Origin of the sequence: Lentzea sp. NPDC005914, from assembly GCF_040629405.1 — a bacterium.
In the GTDB taxonomy this organism is placed as follows: domain Bacteria; phylum Actinomycetota; class Actinomycetes; order Mycobacteriales; family Pseudonocardiaceae; genus Lentzea.
Genome location: NZ_JBEXVQ010000010.1, coordinates 1 through 26,794 on the forward strand (window position 1 = coordinate 1; position 26,794 = coordinate 26,794).

Below are 26,794 nucleotides of genomic sequence, written 5' to 3' on the forward strand. Positions count from 1 at the left end.
CACGATCCAGGGGAGCTGCTCGCCCTTCCTCACACCAAGGTCAACACGCGGTTGATCAACAGTATTCCAAGATCATTCTGTTAGGAGTTCTTAGCGCTTCATCTCGTCCGACCGACGCGACGCCGCGCGGGTGTGAGTTCAGTGCGGACGTGTGTGAGCTCAGAGCTGTTGACCTCAGTGAGCTCACACACGTTCGACGCTTCGTCAGGACTTGCGGGGGGACCGAAGCCTCGAAGATCAGGCGAGCACGACCTGGCCCTCAACGACCTTGATCGGGATTTTGGTCAGCGGTGCGGGTGCCGGCCCTCCGGTCACCTGTCCGTTCTCGTCGTAGGTGGCGCCGTGACAAGGGCACCGGAACCCAGGGCCGACGTAGGCGACCGGGCAGCCCTGGTGACGGCAGGTGGCGTTGAACGCCAGGAAGGTGTCCTGCGCTGGGCGCAGGAGGTGGGCGGGCGTCCCGTTCGGCGTGGTGAAGCTCTTCGACGAGCCGACGACGACGTCGTCGACGGCAGCGATCACCGGGCCGTGGCTCACCGAGTCCGGTGGCGAGCCAGCAGGGCGTCGGGCGAGTGCCAGCGCGCTGCCCGCGGTGACTCCGGCAGCGGTCGCCGCCGCCGCGATCAGACTGCCCCGCAGCACGGTGCGCCGCTCGACGTCGTCCTCTACGGTCCCGCCTTCCTCCGGCGTGGGGTGCACTGGCAGGCCGAGCCTGTGCCGCACCTTCGCACGCAGCCGGGCGCTCAGTGACAACACCCCGGCGTCGCCCGCGATCAGCAACGGGGTCCAGGCGACGGCGAACACGATGTCGGCCCCGACGTAGTACGGCCGAGTCGTCCAGCTCACCGTCAGGAAGAAGCTGAGCGAGAGGAGGACACCACCGAGTGCGGCGAGCCGGGTGAACAGCCCGAGCAGGGTGGCGAGCCCGACCGCGATCTCCCCGAAAGCGATCGCCAGCCCGGCGACGGTCGCGTGGTCGGCTGCCAGCGAGACCAGCGGGCCGATCGGGGAGGTCGCGGCGGCGTTCACCATCTGCGCGTGGACACCGAGTGGCGAGGTGCCATCCAGGTAGTGCGTGTCGAGGAGCTTGGAGAGACCGGCGTAGAAGAAGGTGCCGCCGAGAAAAGCACGCAGCGGCAGCAGTACCCAGACCGGCGACTGCCTCGGGGAATCCAAACGCAGCTGGATCATGTCGTGGCCGAGTACACCGACGTGGGCTGCGATACCTCAGTGAGTTCACGCATGTTCGGCCCTTCGTCAGGACTTGTGGGGGGAGACGGTCATGATGCCGGTGCACATCTCGTCGCTGGTGCCGTCGCCCCACACCACGTAGCGGGGCGGCAGCTTGCTCAGCTGCGGCAACCGTTTGCGCAGCCCCGCGTCGTGCGTGCACGTCACCCGCAGCGTGTCGCCCGGACCCATCTCCACCGGCGACGGCAACTTCACCAGCCGCTGGTTGTCGAAGTCGAACTGCGGCACGTCCAGCACGACCTTGGCGTTCGGCTTGCCCGGGTTGAGTTCGACCTTGATGGCCCGCCCGAGCAGGTGCATGTGGCCGAAACCGGCGAACAGCGTCATCGGCTCCTCCACCTCGTGGTCGCAGGTTTGGGTGTCACCGGGCTTCGGTGCGCTCTGGCCGCACTCCTCCACCTGCCGGTCCGCGCTGCCGCCGACGTCCGGCCCGAACCGCTTCGTCACGTCCGCGATCGAGGCCGCCCGGTCACAGAGCGGGCCCGACTCGTCGGCGGCGCAGGGCAGGTCGGTCGGCGCGTCGAGCGCCAACGTGTCGAGTTCCCGGGTCTGCGGCGTGCCGTCCGTCAGCCGCAGCCGCACCGCCGAGCGGTCCGACCCGGCAGGCTTGCCGTCGGTCGCGAGCAGGTTGTAGTGCATTTGCAGGACGATCAGGCTGCCCGGCTCCAGCTTGAAGCCGACGTCCTCGGTGAACAGCGTCTCCGAGGCGCCGGGCGCCCAGGTGTCCACCCACGCCGCCTCCCCCTTCTCCACTTCGGCGCCGTCCACGCCGGTCCCGCCGAAACACTGCCAGCCGAGGCCGGGGGTCTTGGCGTCCTGCTCGCGCACCGCGGCAGCACCGCCCGGCGGCACCGCGTACACGATGGCGTGGTGCGCAAGGGCGACGTTCTCCGGCGTGACCTGGGTCCCGGTCAGGAACGCCGCCTTGGTCACGCCCGGATCGATCACCTGGCACCGGTACTCGTCCGTGCCGCCGCCCTCCGGCGGCTTGGGCGTGTAGGCCTCGGCCATCTTCAGGTCGACGAACCGCTCGCCGGCGCGCAGCGGCTGCGTTGGAGCCGGCGGCTGGCCCCCGTGCGCGTTGTGCGAGCCGGGCGGGACGGGCGCCGCACCGTTGCCGGTGTTCGTCCCGCAGGCGACGACGGTGAACGCCGTCGCCAGCGCCACGGTGGCCGCCCCAAACCTCCACAGTGGACTACCAGATTTCCTCATGTCCTGAACGCTAGGCCGAAATTCGTCCCGTTTCGTCGTACCGCGGTCGTCATTTCGGGAGGGAGGCGGTACGACGGTACTACTCCGTTGAGTCCTCTTAGGACTACCGGCGGTCCTGAGCACCGCATTAACGGTCCTCTCAGATTCGCTCGGTAGGAAGTCGTCGCCAGACAGGCGAAGTGACACCTATGCAGGAGGCTCGTAAATGGCAGTCAACGCAGCGCCGTCCGGGAAAATACCGGCCGGTCGGCTGGCAGGCCGGTGGGTGCCGTGGTTGGTGATCGGTTTGTGGTTGGTGCTGACGGTCGTCATGGGGCCGTTGAGCGGAAAGCTGAGTTCGGTCACCACCGACAAAGCTGTGGACACCCTGCCGGCCGGCGCCGAGTCCACAAAGGTCGCGGTGCTGGAGGACAGTCTCCCTGGCGGGGAAGACAACACGTTCGTCTTCGTGTACCACCGCGCCAGCGGCATCACCGACGCCGACCGCGCGACGGTCGAGCGCCACTACAACGTCCTTGCCAAGCAGTACCCGCCGAAGGTGGTGGCCTCGGCCGGCGAGGACGAGGGCCCGCGGACGAGACCCTCCACCGACGGCAAGGCGATGATGTTCACCCTCGATGTGAGCGCGACCTACGGCGCACCGGAGGCCATCGTCGGCCCGTTGCGCGACGCCGCGAAGGACCGCCCCGCCGGCCTGGAACTCGACGTGACCGGCCCGGCCGCGGTCGACGGCGACATGGACGCCGTCTTCGACGGCATCGACCTGCAGGTCCTCCTCACCACCCTCGTCGTCGTCACGCTCCTGCTCATCATCACCTACCGCAGTCCGGTGTTGTGGCTCATCCCGCTGGTGGCCGTGAGCGTGGCCGCCCTGACCTCGATGGCGACCGTCTACTTGCTGGTCAAGGGTTTCGGCATCGTGGTCAACGACCAGAACTCGGCGTTGCTGACGATCCTGGTGTTCGGGGTCGGCACGGACTACGCGCTGTTGCTCATCGCCCGATATCGGGAAGCGTTGCACCACCACGAGAACGTCCGGGTCGCGATGGTCCACGCGCTGCGCGGCGCGGCGCCGGCCATCGTCGCATCGGCGGCCACCGTGATCGCCGGTCTGCTCTGCCTGCTCGTCGCGGACCTGAACAGCACCAGCGGGTTGGGCCCGATCGGCGCGGCCGGCATCCTGTGCGCGCTGGTGGCCATGCTGACGCTGTTCCCCGCGATGCTGGTGGTGCTCGGCAGGCGGATCTTCTGGCCGGCCATCCCGCGGTTCAGCACGGCCGTGGCAGAGAAGCCGGGGCTGTGGGTACGGCTCGGCGCCGCCATCGGTCGCCGCCGGTGGGTGGCGGCGCTCGGCTCGCTCGGAGTCCTGGGCGTGTTCGCCATGGGGCTGGCGGGCAACACCGGCGCCCTGCGGGAGCAGGACCAGTTCGTGTCCGCGCCGGAGTCGGTAAGCGGTTTCACCGTTCTCCGCCAGCACTTCCCGGAGCTCGGCGGCCAGCCGATGACGATCTTCACGCGGCCGGCGTACCAGGAGCAGGTGCTCGACGTCGTCAAGGGCACTCGCGGTGTGGCAGTGGCCATCCCGGGTCAGACCAGCGGTGGCTGGGCCGACATCTCGGTGTTCCCGACCGACGCGCCGGACACCGTCGCGGAGTACGACACGATCAAGCGGGTGCGCACCGCCGTGCACGCGGTGAGCGGGGCGGAGGCGATCGTCGGCGGGCCGAGCGCGGAGAACCTCGACACCGAGGTGACCAGCAGCCGCGACGAGAAGCTGGTGATCCCGTTGGTGCTCGCCGTCGTCCTGATCGTCCTCGGGCTGCTGCTCCGGGCGATCGTGGCCCCGCTGGTCCTGATGGCCACCGTGATCGTCTCGTTCGCGGCGGCCTTCGGCGGCAGCGTGTTCGTCTTCGACACGATTCTCGGGTTCAAGGGCGTCGACTACTCGGTGCCGCTGCTGGCGTTCCTGTTCCTGGTGGCGCTCGGCGTCGACTACAACATCTTCCTGGCCAGCCGGGCCCGGGAGGAGACCGTGCGTCTCGGCACCAGGGAGGGCATGCTCAAAGCCCTCTCCGCCACCGGTGGCGTCATCACCTCGGCAGGCCTGGTCCTGGCGGCCACGTTCGCGGTCCTCGCCACGCTTCCGCTGGTGATGCTGATCGAGGTCGGGTTCCTGGTCGCCTTCGGCGTGCTGCTCGACGCCCTGCTGGTGCGGTCGGTCCTGGTGCCCGCCCTCACCCTGCTGATCGGCCGGCGGATGTGGTGGCCGAGCCGGCTGTCCCGGCCGGTGGAGCTGCCTGATGGTCAACGGCCGCTCGCCGACGACAAGGAGCCCGCGCTGCAACGGTGAGCGCGGCGCCACGGACGAGATCCGGGACGGGCCCAGGCCTGTCCCGGATCAGCGCATTACGATGTCCTCCCCGGCGGTGAGCCGCGCGATCGGGGCGGCCGGAAGGTCGACTCGAAGCAGCGCGCCACCGCGTGCGGAGCGGGCGACGGTGGCCCGGCCGCCGTGGGCGTCGACGACCCGCTGCACGATCGACAGCCCCAGACCGGATCCTGGCAACGCCCTGGCGCTGTCGGCGCGGTAGAACCGGTCGAACACCCGCGGTACGTCGGCGTCGTCGATGCCCGGCCCTGCGTCGTCGACCTCGAGCACCGCCGACGCTCCCCTGGCATGGAGCCGGACCTGGACCGGCTGGTCCGCGGGGGACCACTTGCCGGCGTTGTCGATGAGGTTGAGCACCGCCCGTTGGAGTGCGGCGGGACGCCCGCTCACCCAGACGGAGTCCACGTCGAGCGCGACCTCGACGTCGGGCATGCGGGAACTTGCCTTGGTCGCGGCGGCCACCACCACGTCGGCGAGGTCGAGCAGTTCGGTGCTCTCGTCGCTGACGTCACCGCGCGCCAGGTCGGTCAGCTCGGCGGCAAGGGTGCTCAACTCGGCCACCTGGGCGCCGAGATCGTTGAGCAGCCGGGTCCGGCTCTCCGAGGGCAGTGCGCTGTCCAGGGTGCCGCGCCGATCGAGCCGGATCAGCAGCTCGATGTTGAGGCGCAGGCTGGTGAGCGGGGTCTTGAGCTCGTGGGCGGCGTCCTCGGCGAGCAGCCGCTGGGCCAGCCGGGAGTCCCGGAGCGCGGCGAGCATGTCGTTGATCGACCGGATCAGCTGCCGGATCTCCCCACCGCCCTCATCCGGGATGTCGGCGTCGAGATCCAGGGTGTGCGCGACACGGACCGCGGCGGCGGCCAGCCGGTCGATCGGTGCCAGCCCGGTCCGTGCCACGGCTCGCCCGACGAGGGCGCCGCCGACCACGCAGAACAGCCCGATCAGCAGCATGCCCAACCCGAGCTGGTTGGTCTGGCTTTCGTCGGCGACGCCGGCCACCTGGACCGCGCCGTCGCCCGCCCGCAGCGTGTAGATGAGGAAGTCGTCGTCGCTGTCGGTCGACTCCATCAGGTCGGCCGACGCGCCCTGCGCCACGCGCCCGGCGTGCTCGCTGACGGGGGGCAGTGCGGGTTGGCCGACCGGCGTCCGGGTCGAGCCGTCGGGCAGGATGACCCGCACCAGCCGACCGGATCCGGGATACGGCGGTAGCTGGACCTGCGCCAGACCGGCGCGCTCCGCGTTCGCCGCCAGGACGCGGGAGTCGGCGCGCAGCTGATCCTCGGTGGTGTGCCGCAGCTCCCAGTCCAGCAGCTCGATGGCCACCTGGAAGGCCAGGAACACGCTGACCGCGATGGCCGTCGCCGCGATCACCGTCAGCCTGGTCCGCAGGGACCGCCGGCGCCACCACCGGGTCAGCCGGCGCGGTTCCCGGTCGGCGGGCGTGCTCACGGAGGAGTCTCGCGCAACGTGTATCCCAGGCCGCGCAGCGTGTAGATCAATCGCGGCTCACCCTCGGCCTCCAGCTTGCGGCGCAGGTAGCTCACGTACACCTGGAGGTTGTTCGAGGTGACGCTCATGTCGTAGCCCCAGATCGCCTCGAACAGCGCGCCTCGGGTCAACACCCTGGTCGCGTTGCGCACGAGGACCTCCAGCAGGAAGAACTCGGTCCGGGTCAGGCGGAGTGGCCGCGCGCCCCGCCACGCCTCGAACCTGTCGGGATCGACCCGGACGTCGGCGAACGTCAGGATCTGCGACTCGTCGTCGCCCGTCGCGCGGCGGCGCAGCAGAGCCCGGACCCTGGCCAGCAACTCCTCGGTGGCGAACGGCTTGGGCAGATAGTCGTCGGCGCCCGCGTCCAGCCCCGCGACCCGGTCGGAGACCTGATCCCGTGCGGTCAGCATCAGCACCGGCAGGTCCTGACCCGCCGCCCGCAACCGCCGGCAGGTCTCCACCCCGCCGAGGCGGGGCATCATCACGTCGAGGATCAGCAGATCCGGTGCGTCGCCGCCGATCCCGTCGAGCACGGCGAGACCGTTGGCGACGGTGCTGGTGTCGTAACCCTCGACCTGGAGCACCCGCTCCAGCGACTCGCGGATGGCCGCCTCGTCATCCGCGATCATGATCCGCACGTCGGCCTGCCCCTCCCAGTCGATGCTTTTGCCGCTCATCGTTCCCGATCAACCTGAGGCCAGGATTAGAGCGTCGTCGCTGTGGTGCCGCGGGTCGTGGATGCCCAAGTGATCAGTTCAAAATGAGCCGGACTGCTCTACGTCAAGAAGGTGACTCCGGCCGGAGAAGAGTGAAACGGCGTCGGCCGCGTAGTCCAATGAGGGGCTCCCACCACCGGGGGAGCCGTGCCGGGCGAACGCTCCTCGGAGGGCGCATGGATCTGCTGCAGATCGTGATCGTGTTCGGAGTCTTCTTCCTGATCATGGCGGCCGTGTACTCGATCATCAACGCCGGGCAGCAGTCCGCGCTGCTCCGCTCTGTCACGGCGGCCGCCGGAGCGCTCCGGCGGCAGGCGGGCGAGCCTGGGTGGCGGCAGGTCCCCGACGACGAGGACGTGCCGGTGGGCCGGATGAGCGCCTCCGAACGGACGCGGCGCGCGGCAGTGGCGGGAACCTGTGAAGGGCGGACTGTGCGAGCCGCTGTCTTCTCCTCGATGGTGCCCTCTGGTCGCTATCAAGGCGTCCCCCACGGGGGAGTCGCCGTCCTGGGCCTCGTGGTGGCGGTGGACGTGCCGGAGCTGAGCGGAGATCTGCGGATGGACCCGCCCAAGGCCTCCAGGGGCTACGAGATGTCTGGCGGCCTGGCACCGTTGGTGGCGGGAGACACCGAGAAGAAGCTTCTCGCCCAGCTCAAGTCGTACCAGCCGCCCGCCGTGGACATCGCCGACGGCGTTGCGTGCTTCACCTTCACCGACATGGACCTCGCCGAACAGGTCGACGAGCTGGCCGGCCTGGCGTGCGACGTGGTCGACATCCTCGTGGACGTCAGGAAGTCGGTTCCGCCCGGTGGGGAGTAGGCGTCAGCGCTGCGGCATCGAGGAGGTCTTCCGGCGGCACCCAGAGCGGGCCGCCGTCTCGCTCGGGCTGCAGCCAACGGCGGCGTTCGGCCGTTTCCCTTGCTAGGCCGAGGAATTGCTGAACGGCTTCCGACTGCTCGCCTTCGCGCCACGCCAGGGACCACGGATACACGGGCCGGAGTTCCTCTGGTTGATGGATCGGTATGCCCTTGTCCGCGTACCGGCGGGCGTAGCTGTCGAATTCGAGGACGTAGGCCTGGGTGCGGGCGCGGGTGAGCGCTGCGTGGCAGTGGTCGAAGGTGCCGGGGTTGCCGAGCCACTGCAGCGCGAGGCCGGTGTGCTGCTCGAGGGAGCTGAGGTAGCGGCCGTGTGTGTTGTAGAGCGCTGAGCCGGGTGGGTCGCCGAAGACCTCGATGGGGCGCTCGTGCAGTGAGGCGGAGGGACGGGGCGTGTCGCCGGGCCGGGCCACGAGCCAGAACGGTTCGAGCCGCAGCAACGCGTGTTGCCAACCCGTCGGGTGGTCGGTTCTCATCGCCGCGGTCACTCGGATGATCGCGACGTCGAGTTGGTCGGCCAGCAGCGCGGCCAGTTGCCGGGTGCTGTCCATCGAGCTCTCCACGACTCGCACGTCCGGGAACCGCTCGTGGAAGGCGTCTGCGATGACGCGTCCGCTGTCCAGGCTGAAGATGTGCGCGATGCGCACGCGATCGGGTTCCGGTTCGCGCTGCATGCGGTCCGCGAGGGCCAGCAGTTGCCTGGCCTGTTCCAGGAATTGTTCGCCGCGCGGCGTGAGTGTGACGTGGCGGCTGTCGCGCAGCAGGAGTTGACCGCGGAGGTGGTCCTCCAGCTTGCGGATCTGCTTGGACAACGCCGGCTGGCTGATGAACAGCCTGGCCGCGGCCCGGCCGAAGTGCAGTTCGTCGGCGACCGTGACGAAGTAGCGCACCAGCCTGAGGTCGAGATCCATGCGGTCCTCCCGGCTTGACCGTAGGGCTGGACTGGCAACGATGCCAGCGCGGTTATTGATTGCGGTGAAACGGGTCTTGGACGCCGCGCTGCCGCCGGGTGTTGTCTGGCCATCAGAAACCACGGCGAACGGAGGATCTTGATGCCGGACCAAGGACCGCCGGTTGTGTTCATCCACGGTCTGTGGCTGCACGCGACCAGTTGGCAGCCCTGGATCGACCACTTCGCGGCAGCCGGATATCCCGCCATCGCGCCTGGATGGCCCCACGAGCCCGACACCGTCGAAGGGGCCAGAGAGCACCCGGAGGCGGTCGCGGACACGACCATCGACCAGGCCACCGAGCACTTCGCCTCGATCATCGCCGGACTTGACGAGGCGCCGGTCATCATCGGCCATTCCTTCGGCGGCCTGATCACGGAGAAGCTGCTCGGCCAGGGCATCGGACGCGCCGGCGTCGCCATCGACCCCGCCCAGATCAAGGGAGTCCTCCCGCTTCCGCTGGCCCAGTTGCGCTCCGGGCTGCCCGCGCTGGGCAATCCGGCCAATCTGCACCGCGCCGTCACGTTGAGCGAGAAGGAGTTCCGCTACGGCTTCGGCAACGCGCTGACCGAGCAGGAGTCGGCGGACATCTACCGGCGGTGGGTGGTCCCGGCGCCGGCCCGACCGCTCTTCCAGGTGGCAGCGGCGAACTTCGTGCTGCACTCGCAGGCGAAGGTCGACACGCACCGCGCCGATCGCGGACCGCTGCTGCTGATCTCCGGGACCGCCGACCACACCGTGCCCGACGTCGTGACCCGCTCGACCCTCAAGCAGTACCGGGATTCCACCGCGGTCACCGAGTTCAAGCAGTTCGAAGGCCGCGGCCACTCCCTCACGGTCGACAGCGGCTGGCTCGACGTCGCCGACGCCGTGCTCGGCTGGCTGCACACCCACGGCATCTAGGGAGAGCACATGGATCTCGGACTCGACGGCAAGGTCGCCGTCGTCACCGGTGCCAGCAAGGGAATCGGCCTGGCGATCGCCGCCGCGCTCATCGCCGAAGGTGCCTACGTCATCGCCGGCGCCCGGTCCAGCAGCGCCGAGCTGGACGCGCTCACCGAGGCGGGCAAGGCCGTCGCCGTCGCGGTCGACCTCGGCACCGTCGACGGGCCCGGCCGGCTCGTGGACGCGGCGCTGGCCGACCACGGACGCCTCGACATCCTGGTCAACAACGTCGGCTTCGTCACGCCGAGGACCACCGGGTTCCTGCTCGTCACCGACGACCAGTGGGCGCACTCGATCACGCTCAACTTCCTGGCCGCGGTGCGCACGACCAGGGCCGCCCTGCCCGCGATGCTGACCGCCGGCCGGGGCAGCATCGTCAACACCGCCTCGGTCAACGCCAGCCTGCCCGACCCCACCGTGATCGACTACGGCGCGGCGAAGGCGGCACTGGTCAACCTCACCAAGGCGCTGTCCAAGGAATTCGGCCCGCACGGCATCCGGGTCAACTCCATCAGCCCGGGTCCTGTCGCGACCGACCTCTGGCTGGGCACCGGCGGCGTGGCCGAGACCATCGCCGCCACTGCGGGCGCGACACCGGGTTCCGTCGCCGATCAAGCCGCGGCCCAGGCGGTCACCGGCCGTTTCACCCGGCCGGAGGAGGTCGCCGACCTCGCGGTGTTCCTGGCCAGCGATCGCGTCGCCGGCAACGTCACGGGCGCGAACGTGGTCATCGACGGCGGCTTCACGACCGAAACCCACTGACACCCGGGCCGGTGACGGACAGAGCCCGGCCGGATGGTTCATCCGGCCGGGCTCTGGTGTCGTTCGTGCGTGCCGCTGGTGGATCAGCGGCTGACGAGCGGACTAGGCGGGAACGATGTTCTCCGCCTGCGGGCCCTTCTGGCCCTGGGTGATGTCGAAGGAGACCTTCTGGCCTTCCTGAAGCTCGCGGTAACCCTGGGCAGCGATGTTCGAGTAGTGGGCGAAGACGTCGGCGCCGCCGCCGTCCTGCTCGATGAAGCCGAAGCCCTTTTCAGAGTTGAACCACTTGACGGTTCCGGTGGCCATGGTGCTCTCCAAGCATGAATGTGGCACCCGCACTGTGCGGGAGCCGGATGGTCCGCCACGGCCGGCGACGACGAACAGCAAAAAACCCGTGACCTGCGATCACGGGCGCCTCGTACGTCGTAACCATGACAGACGCCATCACGCTACACCGGATGACCACCCGGTGACGAGGCTATGAGGCGAACAGCTTCCAGTGTCCCTCGGAGACGACCTCGACGGTGCCGTCGGTCACCTTGATGGCCGTCTGGTCGTCGATCGCGTACGCCGGACCCGCGATCTCGGCTGCCCACCTCGTGGCGGCGGCCATGGTGTTGTCCGGCAGGTGACCCAGGTGCGGGAAGATCGAGAAATCGACGACCCCGAGAGTGCTGTCACCCCCATTGGGTGACGTCCACTCGACGAAGTCGTCACCTATTCGGGGGGTCATGACCATGCTCCCCGCACTCAACCCCACCCAGACGGTGTCCTGCAGCGACGGCAGGAGGTCCGCCAGCCCGGACTGCCGCATCCAATGACACAGGTACATCGCGTCGCCGCCGGCCACCAGCAGGACGTCGGCCTCCCGCACCCAGGGGCCCACCGCTGCTCGCCGATGCTGGGCAACGCTGTCAGCTCCAAGACGCCCAGCGACTTCCAGCCCAGGTCGCACATGGGTAGTGGTGTCTGGCCGGTGATGAAGCGCCACACCGAGGCCGGTCCGCACATGGGGTGGCCGTACTGCGCTGTGGGGATGCACAGGGCACTGGAGTCGGCGATCGGCTTGCCCAGGAGGTCGACCAACGCGTCGCGGATGCTCGGGTTCGTGACGCCTGCGGACGTGAGAAGAAGCCTCACGCTTGCCTCCTGTAGCCGTCAGTTCGGGTGTATGGGAGACAGACTGGACGCCACAGCGAAACTCATCGCTGTGGCGCGGCTGCCGCCATGATCGGGTGCCAGCGGGTGGCGTCGAAGATCAGGGTGATGGACTCGATCCGGCCGTCCCGCAACCGGAAGTGTTCGGCGGTGCGCTGGACACCCACCGGCGTGGCGGTGTGCACGTCGTAGACGAGCGTGGCCTCGGACTCGCCGTACAACTCGCTGATCATCTCCACGCCGGTGACGATCTGGAGGAAACCGGTGAGTCCGGCCAGGTGGCCGGTGGTGTCGCCAGAGCTGATCAGCGGGCTCTGGAAGGTGAACGTGCCGGCGAGCTGGGCGGCCGCGGCGGTCACGTCCCCGGCGAACCTGGCCTGGTGATAGGCCTGAACGGTCTTCTGGGTCGTCGCGCTGGTCGTCATGCCTGTTCCTCCAAATAGCGGGCCAATTGGTGCTGGTTTTCGACAACACGCAGGCACAGGTGCCGCAGCAGGACCGTCTCGGAGGGGGTGAACCCGCTGAACACGGCCGCCATGGCCCTCTGGGTGGGTCGTCGGAACTCGTCGAGCCACGTGCTGCCCGGCGGTGTGATCCGGACGAGCACGGAACGCCGGTCCTGGGGAGCGGGGACCCGCACGGCGAGCCCCGCTCGTTCCAGGGTGTCGACCAGGCCGGTCACGTTCCTCGAGCTCACCCCGGCGGAGCCGGCCAGGTCCTTGATGCTGATGCCGTCCTCGGTGCTGCCGAGGCGAACCAGGATGTCCAGCGCGCCGGGGCTGAGCCCGCGACTGTCGGTGCCGTGGGAGCGCAGCCGGTCCAGAGCCCGTGCGGCCGCTCGGATCGCCGCGGCCGCCTCCAGCACGCTGGTGTCGTCACCGAGGGCGAACTGGGCGAGCGCGGTCCTGGCCCGCGGGTCGAACAGCAGGTCGTCCGAGTCGCGACTGAACTCGGCCTCGTCGTTGTCTACGTGCTTCATAGTGAAGCAGTACTTTAGTACGTACTTCTCTATCTGTCACCAGAGCATCGCAGCGAGGCGGCAAGGCCGGGTAGAGCAGGCTCCACCATCAGAACGGCCCTTGACTGCACTGACTCGCGCAAGATCGATTCCTAGTGTTCCGACCATGACTTCGATCCCTGTTGCGGACTCCGGCCGCCCCGCTTCCCACGGCTGGCAGGCACTGGTCCAGCGCTTCCCGCTGATCACGTTCTTCACCCTGGCCAACGGCATCAGCTGGCTGGCCTGGGTGCCCTACATCCTGTCGCTGGACGGGTTCGGCGTCCTGCACTTCCGGTACCCGGACCTGGTGATGGGCAACCAGCTCACCGCGATCCTGCCCGGCGCTTACCTCGGCCCGCTGACCGCCGCGTTCACGGTCACCGCGGTCACCGAGGGCCGCGAAGGTCTACGGCGGTGGCGCAAGCGGCTCTTCCAGTTCCGCGCCGGCGTCCTGTGGTACGCGTTCGCTCTGTTCGCCGTCCCCGTGGCGGTCCTGCTCGGCACGCTGGCGGTGACGGACGCCCAAGGTTTCCAGGTGCCCTCGCTGATGGTGCTGGCCATCTACGTGCCGATGCTGGTGCTTCAGTTCTTCACGACCGGCCTCGCCGAGGAGCCGGGCTGGCGCGACTTCGCCCTCAGCCGCCTCCAGCAGCGTCACCAGCCGATGATCGCCACGTTCGTCCTCGGCATTCTGTGGATCATCTGGCACCTGCCGCTGTTCCTCACGCCCTGGGCGGGCCCCGACGTCACCCCCGAAACGATCGTCCGCTTCGCCGTCATGGCCATGGAGATGAGCTTCCTGATCACCCTGGTCTACAACAAGGGACGCCAGAGCCTGCCCCTGGTGATGCTGCTGCACTGCTCGATCAACAACTTCCAGTCCGTCGCCTTCTCCGAGTTCTTTCCCAATGCCAGCGAAGAACTGCTCTGGGGGCCCGCGCTCGGCCTGGGTGTGCTGAGCATCGTCGTCATCGTCGTCACCAAGGGACGGCTCGGCTACACCTCGCCTGACTCGCGACGTGAGGGTGCGTCGCAGATCAGTCGCTCAGCGGCATGACCGGACGGCCACGTGGCGAGTCCTTGCTCGACCAGTTGAGCGGCGCGGTGAACTTCCTGGGTGACGGCGTCGATCGCGTCGGGCAGCGGGTGACCGGGGCGCAGGTGGGTGCGGAGGGCGCGGAACTGGACTCGCCACAGGCCGAGGAGAGTGGCCGCGGCGATCTGGGGTTCGGGGTCTTCTGGTCGCAGTCCGGTGCGGGTGGCGAGTACTTCGGCGGCGATGTCCACGAACCGGTCGGCGGTGTCGCTGCGGTACGCCCGCAGCGATGGGGTGGTTCGGATCAGGTCGCCGAACTTCTGGTACTGCGCCAGTGCGCGATCCTGGTCGGCGTCGGCGGCAAGACCCGCGACGAGGCCCTCTCGTTCCTGGTCGAGGACAGTCAGCATCGCGGTGACCGGGGGGAGCCCCAGGTTCGACAGGTGAGTGCGCAACGCGTCGGCGGTCGCTTCCAGCCGGTCGAGGAGCAGCGCCTCCTTGCTCGGGAAGTAGTTGAAGACGGTCTTCTCGGACACCCCGCACGCCTCGCCGACGTCGGCCACCCGGACAGCGTCGAAGCCGTGCTCGACGAACAGCCGTGCGGCGGTGTCGGACAGTTGCTGGCGCATCGCGCGCTTCTTGCGCTCGCGCAACCCGGTTCCCGTTGTTGCCACACGATCATCCTAGTTCAGCGACACGAAAAGTTCTGCTACTGTAATTTTACAGCTGCTGAAGTCACTTTGTGTCGAGGAGACCACGATGTCCGAGATCCACATCGTTCGCGACTACCCGCACTCGCCCGTGAAGGTCTGGCGGGCGATGACCGACCCCGACCTGATCCCGCACTGGACGTCGACGGGGAAAGGCGCTCGTGCCGTTGGGTTCCAGCCCGTGGCCGGCAACCGGTTCCAGTTCGTCGCCAAGCCGATGCCCGGCTGGCGCGGGATCGTCGACTGCGAGGTGCTGGAGGTGCGCGAGCGGGAACTGTTGCGCTACACGTGGGTTGGCGCGCCGGGCGAGACGCCCAGCCACGTCCTCTACCGGCTGGAGCCCACCCCCGAGGGAACCCGTTTCACCTACCACCACAGCGGATTCACCGGAATCGGCGGGTTCGCCATGGCCAGGATGCTCGGCGTGATCCGGGCCAGGATGCTCAGCGTCGGGGTGCCCGCGCTGCTCGCCGAGCTCGACGAGACCGGCGCGCTGCGATCCCGATGAACATTCCCGCACAAGCGATCAGAGCCCGGCGAAGAGGTCGGTTTCCGGGACAGGTGATCCCGTGGTGTCCCGTGCCCGGATGAAGTCCTCGACGCCGAACGCCTCGGCGAACTCGGCCGGTGGCAGCCTGCCGGCGATCGACGAGCCGAGCTGGGAGGCGTGGCAGTGCAGCGCGGCGCGTTTGCGGTCGACGACCGCGCGGGTGTCGATGGTCGTGGTGATGCGCCGGTCGACGTCGTCGAGTCCGGCGGGCAGGTCCCGGTGGATTCCGACCGAGGTGGCCACCCGGATCAGGCGCTCCCAGTACGCCCGGCCGTGGGCCTTGAAGTACAGCTTGGCCGCGACTCCGGACAGGTCGAACGCCGCCGAAGCGACCCGCGCGGCGTGCAGGTGGTCGCGGTGCTGCGCTGCGTTCTCGGCGTCGTAGGTCACCACGACTTGTGGCTCGTAGTGCTCGATCAGCCTCGCCACCCGGTCGGCGGCAACGGACACCGGCACGTCCACGAAGGCGCCGCTAGGCTTCTCCCACGCTGCAATGCCCGAGTCGTGGTAGCCGAGCAGTTCGACGTCGGTCACGCCGAGGACGCGGCACGCCGCTTGCAGCTCGCCGAGCCGGTGCGAAGCGACCTGTGAAGGATCATGGGTGGGTGTGAACGGTTCGGCGCCGTCCGGTGCGTCGCCGAGTTCGCCGTTGGTGCATGTCACGAGCACGATTCGGGTGCCGAGCGAGGCATAGTGGGCGAGGATGCCGCCGGTGGACGTCGACTCGTCGTCAGGATGGGCGTGCACCGCGAGCAGTGTTCGGGTCATGGTGTCCAGTCCAGTAGATGGTTGATGTGTGAGATGGGTATGTTCCGGCGTCTCGCGAAAGTTCCTCTCGTAGCACGAGTTTTGGGTCCTGTTGTGGCGGCGGCGGTCGTTGCGGCACTCGTGGTGGTAGCAGCCAACGGGTCTGCGGAGGTTGCTCCCGCGCGTGCTGCGGACGAGGGACAGCCCACGTCTGTTGAGGTGACAGTGGCCAGTTCGTCCGCCGGTTCCAGCTCCAGCGTCGCGCCCACGCCGACGTCGGCCAGCAGTGCGGTGACGTCGTCCGCCGCAGTGACCAGTTCCTCGGTGGCGCGGCCTGCTCCTGCGCCTGTGAAAACGGAGCAGCGGGTTGAGGCGCCGTGGTTCGCGGATCGGGTGGGGAGCGCGACCCAGGTGATCTCGGTGGTGGGTGCGGGCGGTTCCAATGCGACGTTGTCGACGTGGCAGAAGTCCGGGAGTGACTGGACTTCTGTGATCGGTGGTGTTGCGGCCAAAGTCGGTCCGCCCGGCATCTCGAGTTCTTACGGTGAGTCCTCGTCGGCGACACCGGCCGGGGTTTTCGCGATCACCGGCGCGTTCGGCAGGCAGGCCGATCCTGGTGCCGGAGTGTCGTACTTCCGGCTCGACGACTCGGACTGGTGGGTCAGTGACGTCAACAGTCCTGACTACCACACTCATCAGCGGTGTGCTCGTGGCGCGTGTCCATTCAACGAGAGCACGTCGGAGAATTTGGCTGGGCAAGGCGCTGTTTACGACTACGCCCTGGTGATGGGCGTGAACGCGCAACGTGTTCCGGGTGGAGGCAGCGCGTTCTTCGTGCACGTCACGAACGGCGCCGCGACCGCGGGCTGTGTGGCGATTCCGGCGAGCACGCTGGTGTCGATCATGCGCTGGGTCGGTCCTGGCACGGTGATCGCGTTGTCGCCGCGCTGAACCGGGGCTTGTTCACCGGGCAGGCTAGTTTGCTCGGGTGAGTCTCCTTGATGACGTCGCCGAGCGCGACGGATGGCGGTGCTGGGTGTGCGACGAACCGGTCGACCCCGGCATGTCGGTGAACGACCCGCGAGGGCCTAGCGTCGACAGCCGGACCGCCGACCGGAAGGCCAAGGTCGCCGAGCGGCTCGCGCACCGCGGGTGCAACACGCGCAAGGGCGCGGTCAAGGTGGTCATCGCCTGGCCGGAGCGGCTGCACGTGGCCGAACCCGCGCCGCTGATCACCGTCGCCGGTCGGCTGGAGCGCAAGGGCGGTCGCGAGATGGTGGCTCGTTGTCCGACCAGGCAGGACGCCCAGGAAGCGGCGGACTGGCTGCTGGACCGGTTCTCCCGGCTGGTGCCGGGGCTGCCGGTGACCACCACCGTCGAGCCGGGCGGCGGGCAGTTCCTCGTCGTTCTGGCCGCCGGACGTCGCTGAAATATTAGAAGAGCTGATGGAAACCATCGGAATCTATCGCTTTTGTTGATGCAGTGCGGCTTCTAGCGTTCTCGGCATGAACCCACGCTGCGCGCTCTGGTTTCCGTTGTTCGACGCTCTTGCCGACCTGCTCGTCGTCGCTCGCCTGGCCGCGGAGGCGGAGGAGGCGGGCTGGTCGGGACTGTTCGTGTGGGACCACCTGCGCTGGCGTGAACCGGTGACCGAGGTCGCCGATCCGTGGATCACCCTGGCCGCGGTCGCCACTGCCACCGAACGACTGCGGTTCGGGCCGATGGTGTCGGCGATCGCGCGGCGGCGGCCCGCCAAGCTCGCGCGTGAGACCGCGACGCTGGACCGGCTCAGCGGTGGGCGGCTGACGCTCGGCGTGGGGCTGGGCAGTGATCGGTTCGCCGGTGAGTTCTCCCGCACCGGTGAGGAGTGCGACGACCGGGTGCGGGGGCGGATGCTCGACGAGTCGCTCGAGATCCTGGCGGCTGCCTGGTCGGGGGAGACCGTGCACCACCGCGGCGAGCACTACACCGTTGACGGGGTGCGGTTTCTGCCTCGGCCCGTGCAGCGGCCCGGCGTGCCCGTGTGGGCGGCCGCGTTCCCCGGCAACATCAGGCCGATGCGACGGGCGGCGCGGTTGGACGGGTTCTTCCCGGTCAACCTCACCTCGCTCGACGAGTTCGCGGCGGCGGTGGGCCAGGTCAACGCTCTGCGTGACGATCCCTCGGCGCCCTACGACTTCGCCGTCGAGATCGAGCGGGACGCGGACGTCGCCGCCTATGCCGAAGCCGGGGCGACCTGGTGCCTGACCGGGTTCGACCCCGAGTCGATCTCGCTGGACGAGGTCCGGGGCGTGCTGCGTGAGGGGCCGGCTGTACGCGAACGGCCCTCACCCGTCGTCGGGTGAGGGCCGCTGTTCGACGTTGTTCTTGCTACGGCAGGGATTCGCACGCCACGCCGTCGTGGTTGCCGTCGAGTTGCGCGACGTCGCCGTAGTACGGGTAGTAGTAGTCGAACCACGCCTGTGCTTCGCGGTGGGTGGCGAAGTCCGAGCAGTCCTTGCTGTTACCGGGGTTCGCGGGGATTCCCCGGAGTTCCGGCGACGGCCTGCCCGCGCCGACCCACTCGTTGTAGTTGATGGCCCGGTGGAACGCGGGGCCCTGGTAGTAGATCGTCGGGTTGGTGCCCACCTTGTAGAAGTGGTCGTTCACGACGCGCTGCACCACCTGCGGTGTCGGGAACGCTTCTTCGCTCCACTCCGCGTAGCCGATCGAGTAGCCGTAGCCGTTCGCCAGGTCGGGCATCCGCGTGATGTTCGGCGCCCAGGACAGCTTCATGAAGCCCTCGTTGGAACGCCGGTCGTAGGCGCGGAAACCGGAGGCGGCCCACTCGTCGTAGGTGAGCTTGTGGTTCACGCCGTCCGCGCCTTCGACGAAGATCTCGTTGGACGTGGCCCACTGGTAGTAGTAGCTGCCCGCGATCCAGCCCGCGGTGCGCGGAGCGGGACTGCCGGACGCCCGCCACTGCGACTCGGTGAGGCGGTCCCAGTCCCAAGTGGACTCCGGGTCTCCCCAGAACGTGACCGCGTAGACGGTGGGGGACCAGGGGTATTTCACGTAGTCGGTCGGCGAGGCCGCGGGCTGGGGGAATCCGGCGGACGCCCACTCGTCGTAGCCGATGGCGCGGGCGTTGCCGCCGTCGACGCGCCACACCGTCGCGTCGAAGGGCTGCTTGTAGTAGCCGTCGGCCGCCGCCGCGGTCGCCGGCGTCGTCACGGCCACGGCCAGTCCCAGCGCTACACCCGCGCCGGCCAGCGCTGCCGTCACCCGCGTGATCATGTTCAAATGACTCGCCTTCCGTCCGCTCCGAACCCGATGTCCGGTTGGACTTTCGGCGTTCGGGCCCATTCGTTACGGTCCGGAGTCGAAAACGGTTGCAGTTAACCCGATCGGACTACTTGATGGCCGTGCAGGCTGGCAGATGAGCCGTCTGGGTGAAACGGGTAACGCTGCGTAGTAGGCATCGCGACGTACCGGCCGTGACCGCACACGTGTCCTTGCGACAACTGCCGAAGAACGTCCGCGTGATCGCCGCGGTCGTGCCCCTGCTGATGATCGTCACGGCCTGCGGGCAGGAGCCCAAGCCGGTCGCGGCCGCCACTTCGACGAGCACCACCACTTCCACGACTTCCGCCACGACAACGACAACTCCGCCGCCGGTGACGGTCGCGTCGATTGTGGACGGTCGCACGGTGACCTTGTCCAACGGCACCACCGTGCAGGTGCTCGGACTGGCTCCGCCCGGCGAGTGCTGGGCCGCGTCGTCGGTCGAGTTCGCGACGAAGACGTTGGTGGGCAAGGCGGTCAGTGTCGTGGGATCGCGGTTGTTGGCTGACGGTCAGGATTACGCCGTTCTCGCGGTGAGTCAGGGTGTTGGTCGTGCGGTGAGCGGGGCGGATGCGGCGATCGAGCAGGCTCAGGCGGTCGCCAAGCAGGCGGCGGTCGGGTTCTGGGGGCCGTCGTGCGGTGGGCTTGACGTGAAGCCCGCGCCGCAACCCGTTGTGCCGCAACCTGTTGCGCCCCAGCCGCAACCTCAGCCGCAGCCCGCGCCCGCACCGCCCGCGTCCGCGTACTACGCGAACTGCTCGGCGGCCAAGGCGGCTGGAGCGGCGCCGCTCTACCGCGGGCAGCCCGGCTACCGGTTGGCGCTCGACCGCGACAACGACGGCGTCGCCTGCGAGTAGGCAGGCGTTTTCAGCGGTGTGCGCGGCTCCAGAGAGCGGGCCAGCCGCCCTTCCCCAGCAGGGCGGCCGGAACGAGCAGACCGTGCTCGTCCACCTGGTGCCAGAACAGATCCACGGGTGCGCCGAGTTCGGCCGCCGCGGCCAGGGCGCGCTGCCACGGGCCGTGCTCGTCGGACAGGTCGCTGGCGGGAAAGCCTGGCACAGCGGTGGTTCCCGGCGGGGTCACGACGTCCGTTGTGGACTGAGGTGCGCAGGTCGTTGCGATGGCCAGCACGCACAGCAGTTCGGGTGTCGGCCGGCGGGCCACCGAACGGGCCAGCGCCTCGTCGGCGATCAGCGTGCCCATGGCGCCGCGGACTGCTCGGGCCACCGCGTCCTGGGCGTGCGCCGGGGCGATCTCCGGGCGGCGGACGAGGGCTCGCAGGGTTCGGGGCAGCGGTGAGCCGTCGGTGAGGGCGGCCAGGCGGTCGTACTCGCGCAGGTCTGGGTCGAGCCGGGCCACCGCTTTGGTGAGCGGGCGGGCGCGGGTCGCCTGCCACAACGTCGACGCGTCGAGGCTGGTCAGGGCCGTGCGGACGACTTCGACGGGTGGGCCCGCCCGTCGGAGTGCGATGACCGCAGCGTCCGGGTCGAAGTCGGCGGGCTGGCCCGGGCGGCCGAGACCGCGGGCCAGTTCGGCGTAGGTGCGGCGCGCGGGGGCGGCCGCGGACAGTTCCCGGGCGACCGCCGCGGTCAGGGCCTTGGTGAGTTCCGCTGGCAGGCGGACTGTCGAGCGGCGGGCTCCGCCTCGCGTTCGTGGCGGTGGCACGGGGAGCAGCGGCTCGGGGGCGGACGGGGCACGCCTCGGGATGCTGTCGACCCACTGCCTGATGTGCTTTTCGAGGGCAGGGGCGACGTCGTCGTTGAAGCGGGCGCGCAGCTCGTGGACGTGCCAGCCCCCGGTGTGGCGGCGGATGTCGAGGTTGGCGGCGATGCGGCCGTCGGCGGGGTCGCGGAAGGCGATGAGGACGCACTGGCCCTTGTGGGCCTGGGCCGCGTACCAGGACTCGCCGATGCAGTTGCCCATGTAGCCCGACCACTCGGCGAGCTGTCTGGGGTCGCGGCCCAGTTCCACGGAGAGGCCGGCGACGGACTGCTTGTCCAGGGCCGTCACCTCGGGAGGGATCGGGAACGTGCCGGTGCTGGCCTCGGTGATCACGGCGTCGGCGCTCACGCCGGTCGCCAGCGAAGGCCAGTTGTTGCAGCGGGGTGGTGGGGTGGCGCCGAACATGACGAGTTGTGCGGTGCCGGCGGCTTCCAGCGGTACGGACGTCACACGCTCGGGTGGTTGCTCGGCGTAGGTCAGGGCCGGGTTGGGGCGCTCGTGGCGGACGTCGGCGCGGTCGTTGCCGTAGAAGGAAGCCAGTGCGTCGGCCAGGTCGGCCAGCCAGAGCAGGTCGTGCGGGGTCTCCAGCGCGGCCGGGTCTTCGGCCAGGCGCTGGGACAACGGCTGGGTCGGGGCGTCGGCGTGCGCGTCGGCCAGCGGCGGCTGGTCCCAGCTGCCGGGCGTCCGCGCGTAACCCGTTGCGGTGCGCCACTTGTGGAGTTGGGCGACGCTCCAGGGCTGGCAGGTGTCGTGGCAGTGGTGGAGAGGTTCGCCGAGCTCGTCGAGGCGCTCGGTCACGGCGTCGAAGATGACCACGCCGTAGTTGCGGGCCATGGCTGCGCGGGTCCGCACGTGGGTCTCGGTCTTCGCGCCGATCGTCCGTCCCGTGCTCAGCGCCTCGACCAGCTGGTGGACGTAGTTTCCCGGGCGTGCGGGATGGCTGTAGGCGCCTTCGAAGCGGCGGGCGGCTTTGGAGCGCTCGTCCTCGGTGAGGAAGTCGGCCGCGACCAGTTCGTCGCGGTGTTTCGAGGCTGCGGCTGCCAGGCCTTCGTCGGACAGGGTCCTGGCGAACCGGAGCAGCGCGGTGGCGGCGATGGCGTCGTGCAGTAGCCGGCCGAGTTCTGTCGCGGGCCAGAAGTGGGGCGGGGTCCAGCGTGCCGCGTCGGCCAGGGTCGGAGCTCGGCCCGCCGACCAGCCCAGGCGTTGCAGGAGCGGTAGGTCGAAGTGGTCGCGGTGGCGTTCGCGGAGCTTGTCGATCCGGTCGGCACGGGTCTGCGACGCGGCCCGGCGTTCCCGGCGCTGGTGGTCGAGGAGCACCGAGCACACGTGGTCCCAGAGACTGATGATCAGCGTCAGGCGGCGGGGACGTTGGTAGCCCGTCAGCACACAGGCGAGGTGATCGGCCAGAGTGGACGCGGCGCCGCGCGGGAACGGGTCGATGCCGGACGGGGTGCGCAGCTCGAGCACGCGTTCCAGCTGTTCCGGGCCGAGCAGGTCGGAGGCGGCGGACGTGAGGTGCAGGACGGCCCAGCGCTGTTCGGCGACCGCGGCCTGAGCGGCGGCGCCGACGCGTTTCGTGGCTGATGGCCCGAACATGGCCACCAGGGTCGCCGCCCGGTCACCGAGGCGATCGTCGGTGCCGAGAAGCTTGAGCGCGGCCAGAACCGCGTCGCGGCGGTCTCCGTGAGCGCCGGCCAGGCGCGCTGACGTGAAGCCGTCGCCCAGGTCGACACCCGCACCCGCGGCCGTGTCGGTCAGCAGGGCGAGCCGCTGGAGCGCTTTCCCGGGATCAGCGCAGGCTGGGCCGACGGCGACAGGAGAGCCCGGCGGGTGGGCGCCGGCGCGGGTGGTCACGGGCACGGCTCTACCGCCGGGCGCGGGCAGCCAGCAGCTCACCCCAGGGCCGGCTGTCACCCCAAACGCCAGTTGAATCGACATCGACACCATGATGACGCACCCGCGCCACCGGTTTTAGCGTCGTGAGCTGCGGGTTCGGTCAGAAACCGCCGCGTTCGACGACGTTGCGCGCCTCCCGCGTCTCCGTGTTGGCCTCGGCTTCGGCGAGGGCGCCCGGCACCGGGTTCGTGTCCTTCTCCGCGACCCACTCCTCCGGCTTGGGCCGGTCGGGCAGTGCGTTCCACTTGTCGTTCATGAACCCAGTGTGCCCGTAACCGGCGCTGACTGTCCGGTGACGACCGGTGTCAGCGAGATGTCAGCGGCTGCCGAGAAGCTGCTCCCAGCGGAAAACAAGAGCTTCCCTGCAAGAAAGCGGGCTCCGGCAATTTCGGCGGGGCCGGATCCTGCTAAGAAGAGAAGGGCACATCGTGCTTAAGAAGTTCACTCTCGTGGCGATGATGGGTGCGCTGATCAGCGTTTCCTTCGGCGCGGTGACGGCCAGCGCGGCCACGGCCCGCAACGGGTCCTGCGAGGACGGCGAGTTCTGCCTGTACTACAACAGCGACGAGGCCGGTTCGGTTTCCGACTTCAACACGTCGATTTCCGACTACGGTGACGAGCAGCCCAGCTGCTACGACTTCAAGGGCGCCGGCAACGGCAAGGGCCTGTGCGTGAAGAACGAGGCCGCCTCGGTCTGGAACCGCACCGACAACAAAGTGACCGTGTACTTCAACAGCGGTTACGCGGGCCCCAGCCAGACGATCGCCGCGAACTCCAAGGCGAACCTGAACTCGACGCTCAAGAACGAGAACGCCTCCCACAGGCTCAACGACGGTGGCGGCACGACCCCGCCCGGCGGCAGCTACGGCGAGCCGAACAACAACCCGCACCCGAACGCGACGGCCCGTGCGCCTCAGGCCACGAAGAAGACGCAGTTCGTGGACGACGAGATCCGTCGCCTGACCGGTGAGAAGGACTGCTGGGTGGGCGACTACCGCAGCGGCGAGTCGTCGACGAGCAACCACAACACCGGTAACGCTCTCGACTGCACCATCTCCAACGCGATCGGCACGTACCCGACCACGGCCCAGAAGGAACAGGGCTGGAAGCTCGCGAACTGGCTGAAGAAGTACGCGGCCAAGCTCGACGTCCGCTACGTCATCTGGCAGGGCAAGATCTGGAGTGTGGCCCGTTCGTCCGAGGGCTGGCGCAACTACACCGCGGACAGCGGTGTGACCGGTGGCCACTACGACCACGTGCACGTCTCGATGCAGAACCCGTACGGCGACTGATCTCGGTCAGTTGAATCGTCGAGAGGCCGCCTGATCCCGATCAGGCGGCCTTTCCGCGTTGTGGGCCATGATCCGGAACGTCACCGCGTCGAACAGGTCCCACCCGTCCATCTCCACGTGACCTGTCGAGTCCGGCTGCCAGCCGCGGGAGATCACCTCGTCCATCAACGCCCGCGCCACGCCTGGCAGGTGGAGGTTCAGGTGCCGGCCGTCGGCGTGCTTCGCCGTGCCGTTGTCGTACTCGTCCGAGGTGAAGTGCCCCTCCGCGGGCCGGGATCTGAACACCACCAGCACGTGCCCGGCCGAACCGAACTTGCGGAACCTCACCAGTTCGCGGTATTCCCGGCAGCCGTGACCGACCGTCCAGATGAACCGGTCGTCGCCCACCACGAGCTTTCGGAACTTGTGGCGCCCCATGCGGTTCACCTTAGGAGTGGCGGCAACTTCTTTAGGACCTCTCCAGCGACCACCTTTGTCGTAGCCGCCGACGACCTTCGCGGCTCGCCGCGAACAGGCCACCCCAGGTGGACTGGGCGCCACGACTGAGGGGGTTGTTGTGAAACAACGTTGGCTGGTGCCGCTCGTAGCGGCAGGACTCATCGCGGGCACGACCGCGGCGCACGCGGACGATTCCGTTGTGCGGACCGGATTCGGGGCCGTTCGAGGTGAGGTGAACGGGCATACGAGGGTGTTCGAGGGCATTCCGTATGCGGCGCCGCCCGAACGGTGGCGCGACCCGAAAGCGCCGCGGAAGTGGGACGGCGTGCGGGATGCGACGAAGCCGGGGCCCGCGTGTGCGCAGCTGCCGGGGGAGTTGCCGGAGGGCAGCACGGCGGAGGATTGCCTGTACCTCAACGTTACGACGCCAGCCAAGTCCAGGAACAAGCCCGTTGTGGTGTGGGTGCACGGCGGCGGGTTCTTCATGGGGGCCGGGAGCAACTACGACTCGCGGCGGTTCGCCGAGCAGGGCGATGTCGTCGTGGTGACGGTCAACTACCGGCTGGGGATCTTCGGGTTCTTCGGCATGCCCGGGCTGGAGGGTTCGGGCACGTTCGGGTTGAAGGACCAGCAGGCCGCGCTCAGGTGGGTGCGGAACAACATCCAGAACTTCGGCGGGGATCCGCGCAATGTCACGCTGGCCGGGCAGTCGGCCGGTGCGATGAGCGTGTGTGCTCAGCTCACTTCGCCTGGTGCGGCTGGGTTGTTCGACAAGGCCGTCATGCAGAGCGGGTCGTGCAGGACGGGGTGGCTCGACAACTTCGAGTACCGCGGTGAGGTGGAAGCGACGATCTTCCAACCCGTGAAAGCCTTGGAGGAGCACGGAGTGGAGATCGCGCACGAACTCAAGTGCGCGGATGTGGCCTGCCTGCGCGAGAAACCAGCCGAGGAGCTGATGCCGCAGCACTTCGCGTTCATCCAACCTGCTTACGGCACACCGGTTCTGCCTTCGTATCCGGGTGATGCTGTCAAGCAGGGCAGGTTCCACAGGGTGCCGGTGCTGAGCGGGACGACGAAGAACGAGGCGACGCCGTGGGCTGCCGCGTACGACAGCGGGAAGCCGATGAGCGCCGAGACGTTCGAAGCCGTGGTGAAGGAGACGTTCGGGGAGCGGGCCGATCAGATCAAATCCCTGTATGCGCCGGAGAAGTACGGGTCGGCGGCGCTGGCGTGGGCGGCGGTGGTGACCGATCGGATGTGGTCGTGCACCCAGTACGAGACGGCGCGCGGGCTGGCGGCCAGGACGAAGGTCTACGAGTACGAGTTCGCGGATCCGAACCCGCCCAAGCTGTCGCCGGTTCCGCCGCCGATGCCGCTGGGAGCGCAGCACGCGTCGGATCTGTGGGACTTCTTCGACCTCGGTGGGCGCGCGCCCCGGTTCACGGGCGACCAGCAGCGGTTGTCCGAGCGGATGATCCACGGGTGGGCGAGGTTCGCGCGCACCGGAATTTCGGACTGGCCTCAGTTCACCGGGAACCGTGGTTATGTGCAGTCGTTCGCGCCGGGCGACGTGCGCCCGGTCGACCTGGCCGAAGAACACCACTGCGACTTCTGGAAGGACTGACGGGCTCACAAGGTCGCCGCCTGTGTATCCCTGCATTGCACAAGGAGCGAGTAATGGCACGACGAGTTGTTGCGATAGCCGCCACCGCCGCCCTGACGTTCGCCGTGATCCAGCCGACGGCGAGTGCCGGGCCGGTGGGCAGCGGGTGGACCGAGTACGACCCCGCGTGGAACCTGCAGATCCAGAGCAGCGGCGAGATCAAGAGCTACCCGAGCAGCACGACCAGCGCGACCGGGCCCGGCGGGTCGTACCGCAGGGAAGGCGGGGTGCAGAGCTTCAAGCTCTTCAACAAGGGGTCGAACCGGGTCGAGGCGCGGATCCAGGACAACTACCGGACCGGGCAGCGGCAGTTCGAGGGCGAGCTCAAGGTCACCGCGGGCACCGAGGACGAGAGCGCCATGCAGATCTTCGGCAACGACGGCGACGGCGCCACCACGTTGATGATCAGGTCCCACACCAAGAACGGCGGCACGCTGCGCGGTGGCGGCAAGGACCTGGTCAGCAACATCAACGGCAAGTGGGTGCGGGTCAACGTCACGCACAACGCGACGTCCACCGGTGGCAGCTACTCGATCTACATCAACGGCAAGCTCGTGCACACGAACAACGGGCCGAAGGGCGACCACTACTTCAAGTACGGCGTCTACGGCACGTTGCAGGCCGCGAGCGCCGAGCACCAGTGGCGCAACGTGCACTTCTACCGGAAGTGA

The 26,794-nt window shown here is 68.8% G+C and carries 28 protein-coding genes; 13 read left to right on the forward strand and 15 right to left on the reverse strand.

The window, feature by feature from the left end:
- Window positions 1-237: 237 nt before the first annotated feature.
- Together ABZ345_RS16205 and ABZ345_RS16210 are read right to left on the reverse strand one after the other, a co-directional pair.
- A complete protein-coding gene (locus ABZ345_RS16205) occupies window positions 238-1,191 on the reverse strand; it encodes a Rieske 2Fe-2S domain-containing protein (protein ID WP_359848366.1) in 954 nt (317 codons plus the stop codon).
- 66 nt (window positions 1,192-1,257) lie between these two features.
- Complete coding sequence (locus ABZ345_RS16210; RefSeq protein WP_359848368.1) at window positions 1,258-2,463, reverse strand: hypothetical protein; 1,206 nt, start codon at window positions 2,461-2,463, stop codon at window positions 1,258-1,260.
- Window positions 2,464-2,668: 205 nt separating this feature from the next.
- On the opposite strand from ABZ345_RS16210, the gene ABZ345_RS16215 reads away from it, so the two are divergent.
- Window positions 2,669-4,813: an MMPL family transporter gene (locus tag ABZ345_RS16215; protein ID WP_359848370.1), complete on the forward strand. Its 2,145-nt coding sequence runs from the start codon at window positions 2,669-2,671 to the stop codon at window positions 4,811-4,813.
- Window positions 4,814-4,861: 48 nt separating this feature from the next.
- Here the strand turns inward: ABZ345_RS16215 and ABZ345_RS16220 are convergent, their stop codons facing one another.
- Window positions 4,862-6,298: a HAMP domain-containing sensor histidine kinase gene (locus ABZ345_RS16220; RefSeq protein ID WP_359848372.1), complete on the reverse strand. Its 1,437-nt coding sequence runs from the start codon at window positions 6,296-6,298 to the stop codon at window positions 4,862-4,864.
- Entirely contained in the window at window positions 6,295-6,978 is a 684-nt protein-coding gene (locus ABZ345_RS16225; protein ID WP_359849067.1) for a response regulator transcription factor, read from the reverse strand. The genes ABZ345_RS16220 and ABZ345_RS16225 overlap by 4 nt, the downstream gene beginning before the upstream one ends.
- A 254-nt stretch (window positions 6,979-7,232) precedes the next feature.
- Between ABZ345_RS16225 and ABZ345_RS16230 the strand changes: the two genes are divergently transcribed.
- Window positions 7,233-7,874: a hypothetical protein gene (locus tag ABZ345_RS16230; protein WP_359848375.1), complete on the forward strand. Its 642-nt coding sequence runs from the start codon at window positions 7,233-7,235 to the stop codon at window positions 7,872-7,874.
- Here ABZ345_RS16230 and ABZ345_RS16235 read toward each other — a convergent pair.
- Complete coding sequence (locus ABZ345_RS16235; RefSeq protein WP_359848378.1) at window positions 7,843-8,841, reverse strand: LysR family transcriptional regulator; 999 nt, start codon at window positions 8,839-8,841, stop codon at window positions 7,843-7,845. The two genes, ABZ345_RS16230 and ABZ345_RS16235, sit on opposite strands and share 32 nt — an antisense overlap.
- A 141-nt stretch (window positions 8,842-8,982) precedes the next feature.
- Between ABZ345_RS16235 and ABZ345_RS16240 the strand changes: the two genes are divergently transcribed.
- Both ABZ345_RS16240 and ABZ345_RS16245 read left to right on the forward strand, forming a co-directional pair.
- A complete protein-coding gene (locus ABZ345_RS16240; protein WP_359848381.1) occupies window positions 8,983-9,783 on the forward strand; it encodes an alpha/beta fold hydrolase in 801 nt (266 codons plus the stop codon).
- A gap of 9 nt (window positions 9,784-9,792) precedes the next feature.
- Window positions 9,793-10,587 carry an SDR family oxidoreductase gene (locus ABZ345_RS16245; protein ID WP_359848384.1) on the forward strand — a complete coding sequence of 265 codons (795 nt, stop codon included), beginning with the start codon at window positions 9,793-9,795 and terminating at the stop codon, window positions 10,585-10,587.
- A gap of 102 nt (window positions 10,588-10,689) precedes the next feature.
- Here ABZ345_RS16245 and ABZ345_RS16250 read toward each other — a convergent pair whose 3' ends face one another.
- From ABZ345_RS16250 to ABZ345_RS16265, 4 genes are all read right to left on the reverse strand, one after another.
- On the reverse strand, window positions 10,690-10,893 hold the full coding sequence (locus tag ABZ345_RS16250) for a cold-shock protein (protein WP_045313469.1): 204 nt from the start codon (window positions 10,891-10,893) through the stop codon (window positions 10,690-10,692).
- A gap of 172 nt (window positions 10,894-11,065) precedes the next feature.
- Complete coding sequence (locus tag ABZ345_RS16255; RefSeq protein WP_359848388.1) at window positions 11,066-11,629, reverse strand: Type 1 glutamine amidotransferase-like domain-containing protein; 564 nt, start codon at window positions 11,627-11,629, stop codon at window positions 11,066-11,068.
- Window positions 11,630-11,789: 160 nt separating this feature from the next.
- A complete protein-coding gene (locus ABZ345_RS16260) occupies window positions 11,790-12,170 on the reverse strand; it encodes a hypothetical protein (protein WP_359848391.1) in 381 nt (126 codons plus the stop codon).
- Entirely contained in the window at window positions 12,167-12,724 is a 558-nt protein-coding gene (locus ABZ345_RS16265; RefSeq protein WP_359848394.1) for a MarR family transcriptional regulator, read from the reverse strand. The genes ABZ345_RS16260 and ABZ345_RS16265 overlap by 4 nt, the downstream gene beginning before the upstream one ends.
- 145 nt (window positions 12,725-12,869) lie before the next feature.
- Between ABZ345_RS16265 and ABZ345_RS16270 the strand changes: the two genes are divergently transcribed.
- Complete coding sequence (locus ABZ345_RS16270) at window positions 12,870-13,802, forward strand: CPBP family intramembrane glutamic endopeptidase (RefSeq protein WP_359848397.1); 933 nt, start codon at window positions 12,870-12,872, stop codon at window positions 13,800-13,802.
- Here the strand turns inward: ABZ345_RS16270 and ABZ345_RS16275 are convergent.
- Window positions 13,742-14,455: a TetR family transcriptional regulator gene (locus ABZ345_RS16275; RefSeq protein ID WP_359848400.1), complete on the reverse strand. Its 714-nt coding sequence runs from the start codon at window positions 14,453-14,455 to the stop codon at window positions 13,742-13,744. The two genes, ABZ345_RS16270 and ABZ345_RS16275, sit on opposite strands and share 61 nt — an antisense overlap.
- A gap of 85 nt (window positions 14,456-14,540) precedes the next feature.
- Here ABZ345_RS16275 and ABZ345_RS16280 point away from each other — a divergent pair, with 85 nt between their 5' ends.
- Window positions 14,541-14,999 (forward strand): SRPBCC domain-containing protein, encoded by a 459-nt coding sequence (locus ABZ345_RS16280; protein WP_359848403.1) that lies wholly within the window; start codon window positions 14,541-14,543, stop codon window positions 14,997-14,999.
- A gap of 18 nt (window positions 15,000-15,017) precedes the next feature.
- Here ABZ345_RS16280 and ABZ345_RS16285 read toward each other — a convergent pair whose 3' ends face one another.
- Complete coding sequence (locus ABZ345_RS16285) at window positions 15,018-15,809, reverse strand: PIG-L family deacetylase (RefSeq protein WP_359848406.1); 792 nt, start codon at window positions 15,807-15,809, stop codon at window positions 15,018-15,020.
- 390 nt (window positions 15,810-16,199) lie between these two features.
- Here ABZ345_RS16285 and ABZ345_RS16290 point away from each other — a divergent pair, with 390 nt between their 5' ends.
- From ABZ345_RS16290 to ABZ345_RS16300, 3 genes are all read left to right on the forward strand, one after another.
- On the forward strand, window positions 16,200-16,739 hold the full coding sequence (locus ABZ345_RS16290) for a L,D-transpeptidase family protein (protein ID WP_359848409.1): 540 nt from the start codon (window positions 16,200-16,202) through the stop codon (window positions 16,737-16,739).
- Window positions 16,740-16,776: 37 nt separating this feature from the next.
- A complete protein-coding gene (locus ABZ345_RS16295; RefSeq protein ID WP_359848412.1) occupies window positions 16,777-17,217 on the forward strand; it encodes a hypothetical protein in 441 nt (146 codons plus the stop codon).
- Between the two features lie 76 nt (window positions 17,218-17,293).
- Window positions 17,294-18,133: an LLM class flavin-dependent oxidoreductase gene (locus ABZ345_RS16300; protein ID WP_359848415.1), complete on the forward strand. Its 840-nt coding sequence runs from the start codon at window positions 17,294-17,296 to the stop codon at window positions 18,131-18,133.
- Window positions 18,134-18,158: 25 nt separating this feature from the next.
- Here ABZ345_RS16300 and ABZ345_RS16305 read toward each other — a convergent pair whose 3' ends face one another.
- Window positions 18,159-19,052: an excalibur calcium-binding domain-containing protein gene (locus ABZ345_RS16305; RefSeq protein WP_359848417.1), complete on the reverse strand. Its 894-nt coding sequence runs from the start codon at window positions 19,050-19,052 to the stop codon at window positions 18,159-18,161.
- Window positions 19,053-19,264: 212 nt separating this feature from the next.
- On the opposite strand from ABZ345_RS16305, the gene ABZ345_RS16310 reads away from it, so the two are divergent.
- Window positions 19,265-19,969 (forward strand): excalibur calcium-binding domain-containing protein, encoded by a 705-nt coding sequence (locus tag ABZ345_RS16310; protein WP_359848419.1) that lies wholly within the window; start codon window positions 19,265-19,267, stop codon window positions 19,967-19,969.
- Between the two features lie 10 nt (window positions 19,970-19,979).
- On the opposite strand, the gene ABZ345_RS16315 is transcribed toward ABZ345_RS16310, so the two are convergent.
- Both ABZ345_RS16315 and ABZ345_RS16320 read right to left on the reverse strand, forming a co-directional pair.
- Complete coding sequence (locus ABZ345_RS16315; RefSeq protein ID WP_359848422.1) at window positions 19,980-22,688, reverse strand: hypothetical protein; 2,709 nt, start codon at window positions 22,686-22,688, stop codon at window positions 19,980-19,982.
- Between the two features lie 142 nt (window positions 22,689-22,830).
- Window positions 22,831-22,986: a hypothetical protein gene (locus ABZ345_RS16320; protein ID WP_359848425.1), complete on the reverse strand. Its 156-nt coding sequence runs from the start codon at window positions 22,984-22,986 to the stop codon at window positions 22,831-22,833.
- Window positions 22,987-23,158: 172 nt separating this feature from the next.
- Here ABZ345_RS16320 and ABZ345_RS16325 point away from each other — a divergent pair, with 172 nt between their 5' ends.
- Entirely contained in the window at window positions 23,159-24,022 is an 864-nt protein-coding gene (locus ABZ345_RS16325) for a peptidase inhibitor family I36 protein (RefSeq protein ID WP_359848428.1), read from the forward strand.
- Between the two features lie 6 nt (window positions 24,023-24,028).
- On the opposite strand, the gene ABZ345_RS16330 is transcribed toward ABZ345_RS16325, so the two are convergent.
- The gene (locus ABZ345_RS16330) at window positions 24,029-24,439 is read right to left on the reverse strand and encodes a hypothetical protein (RefSeq protein ID WP_359848431.1); all 411 of its coding nucleotides are present in this window, start codon (window positions 24,437-24,439) and stop codon (window positions 24,029-24,031) included.
- Between the two features lie 139 nt (window positions 24,440-24,578).
- On the opposite strand from ABZ345_RS16330, the gene ABZ345_RS16335 reads away from it, so the two are divergent.
- Window positions 24,579-26,084, forward strand: coding sequence for a carboxylesterase family protein (locus ABZ345_RS16335; RefSeq protein WP_359848434.1), 1,506 nt, complete (start codon window positions 24,579-24,581; stop codon window positions 26,082-26,084).
- Window positions 26,085-26,137: 53 nt separating this feature from the next.
- Entirely contained in the window at window positions 26,138-26,794 is a 657-nt protein-coding gene (locus ABZ345_RS16340) for a hypothetical protein (RefSeq protein ID WP_359848437.1), read from the forward strand.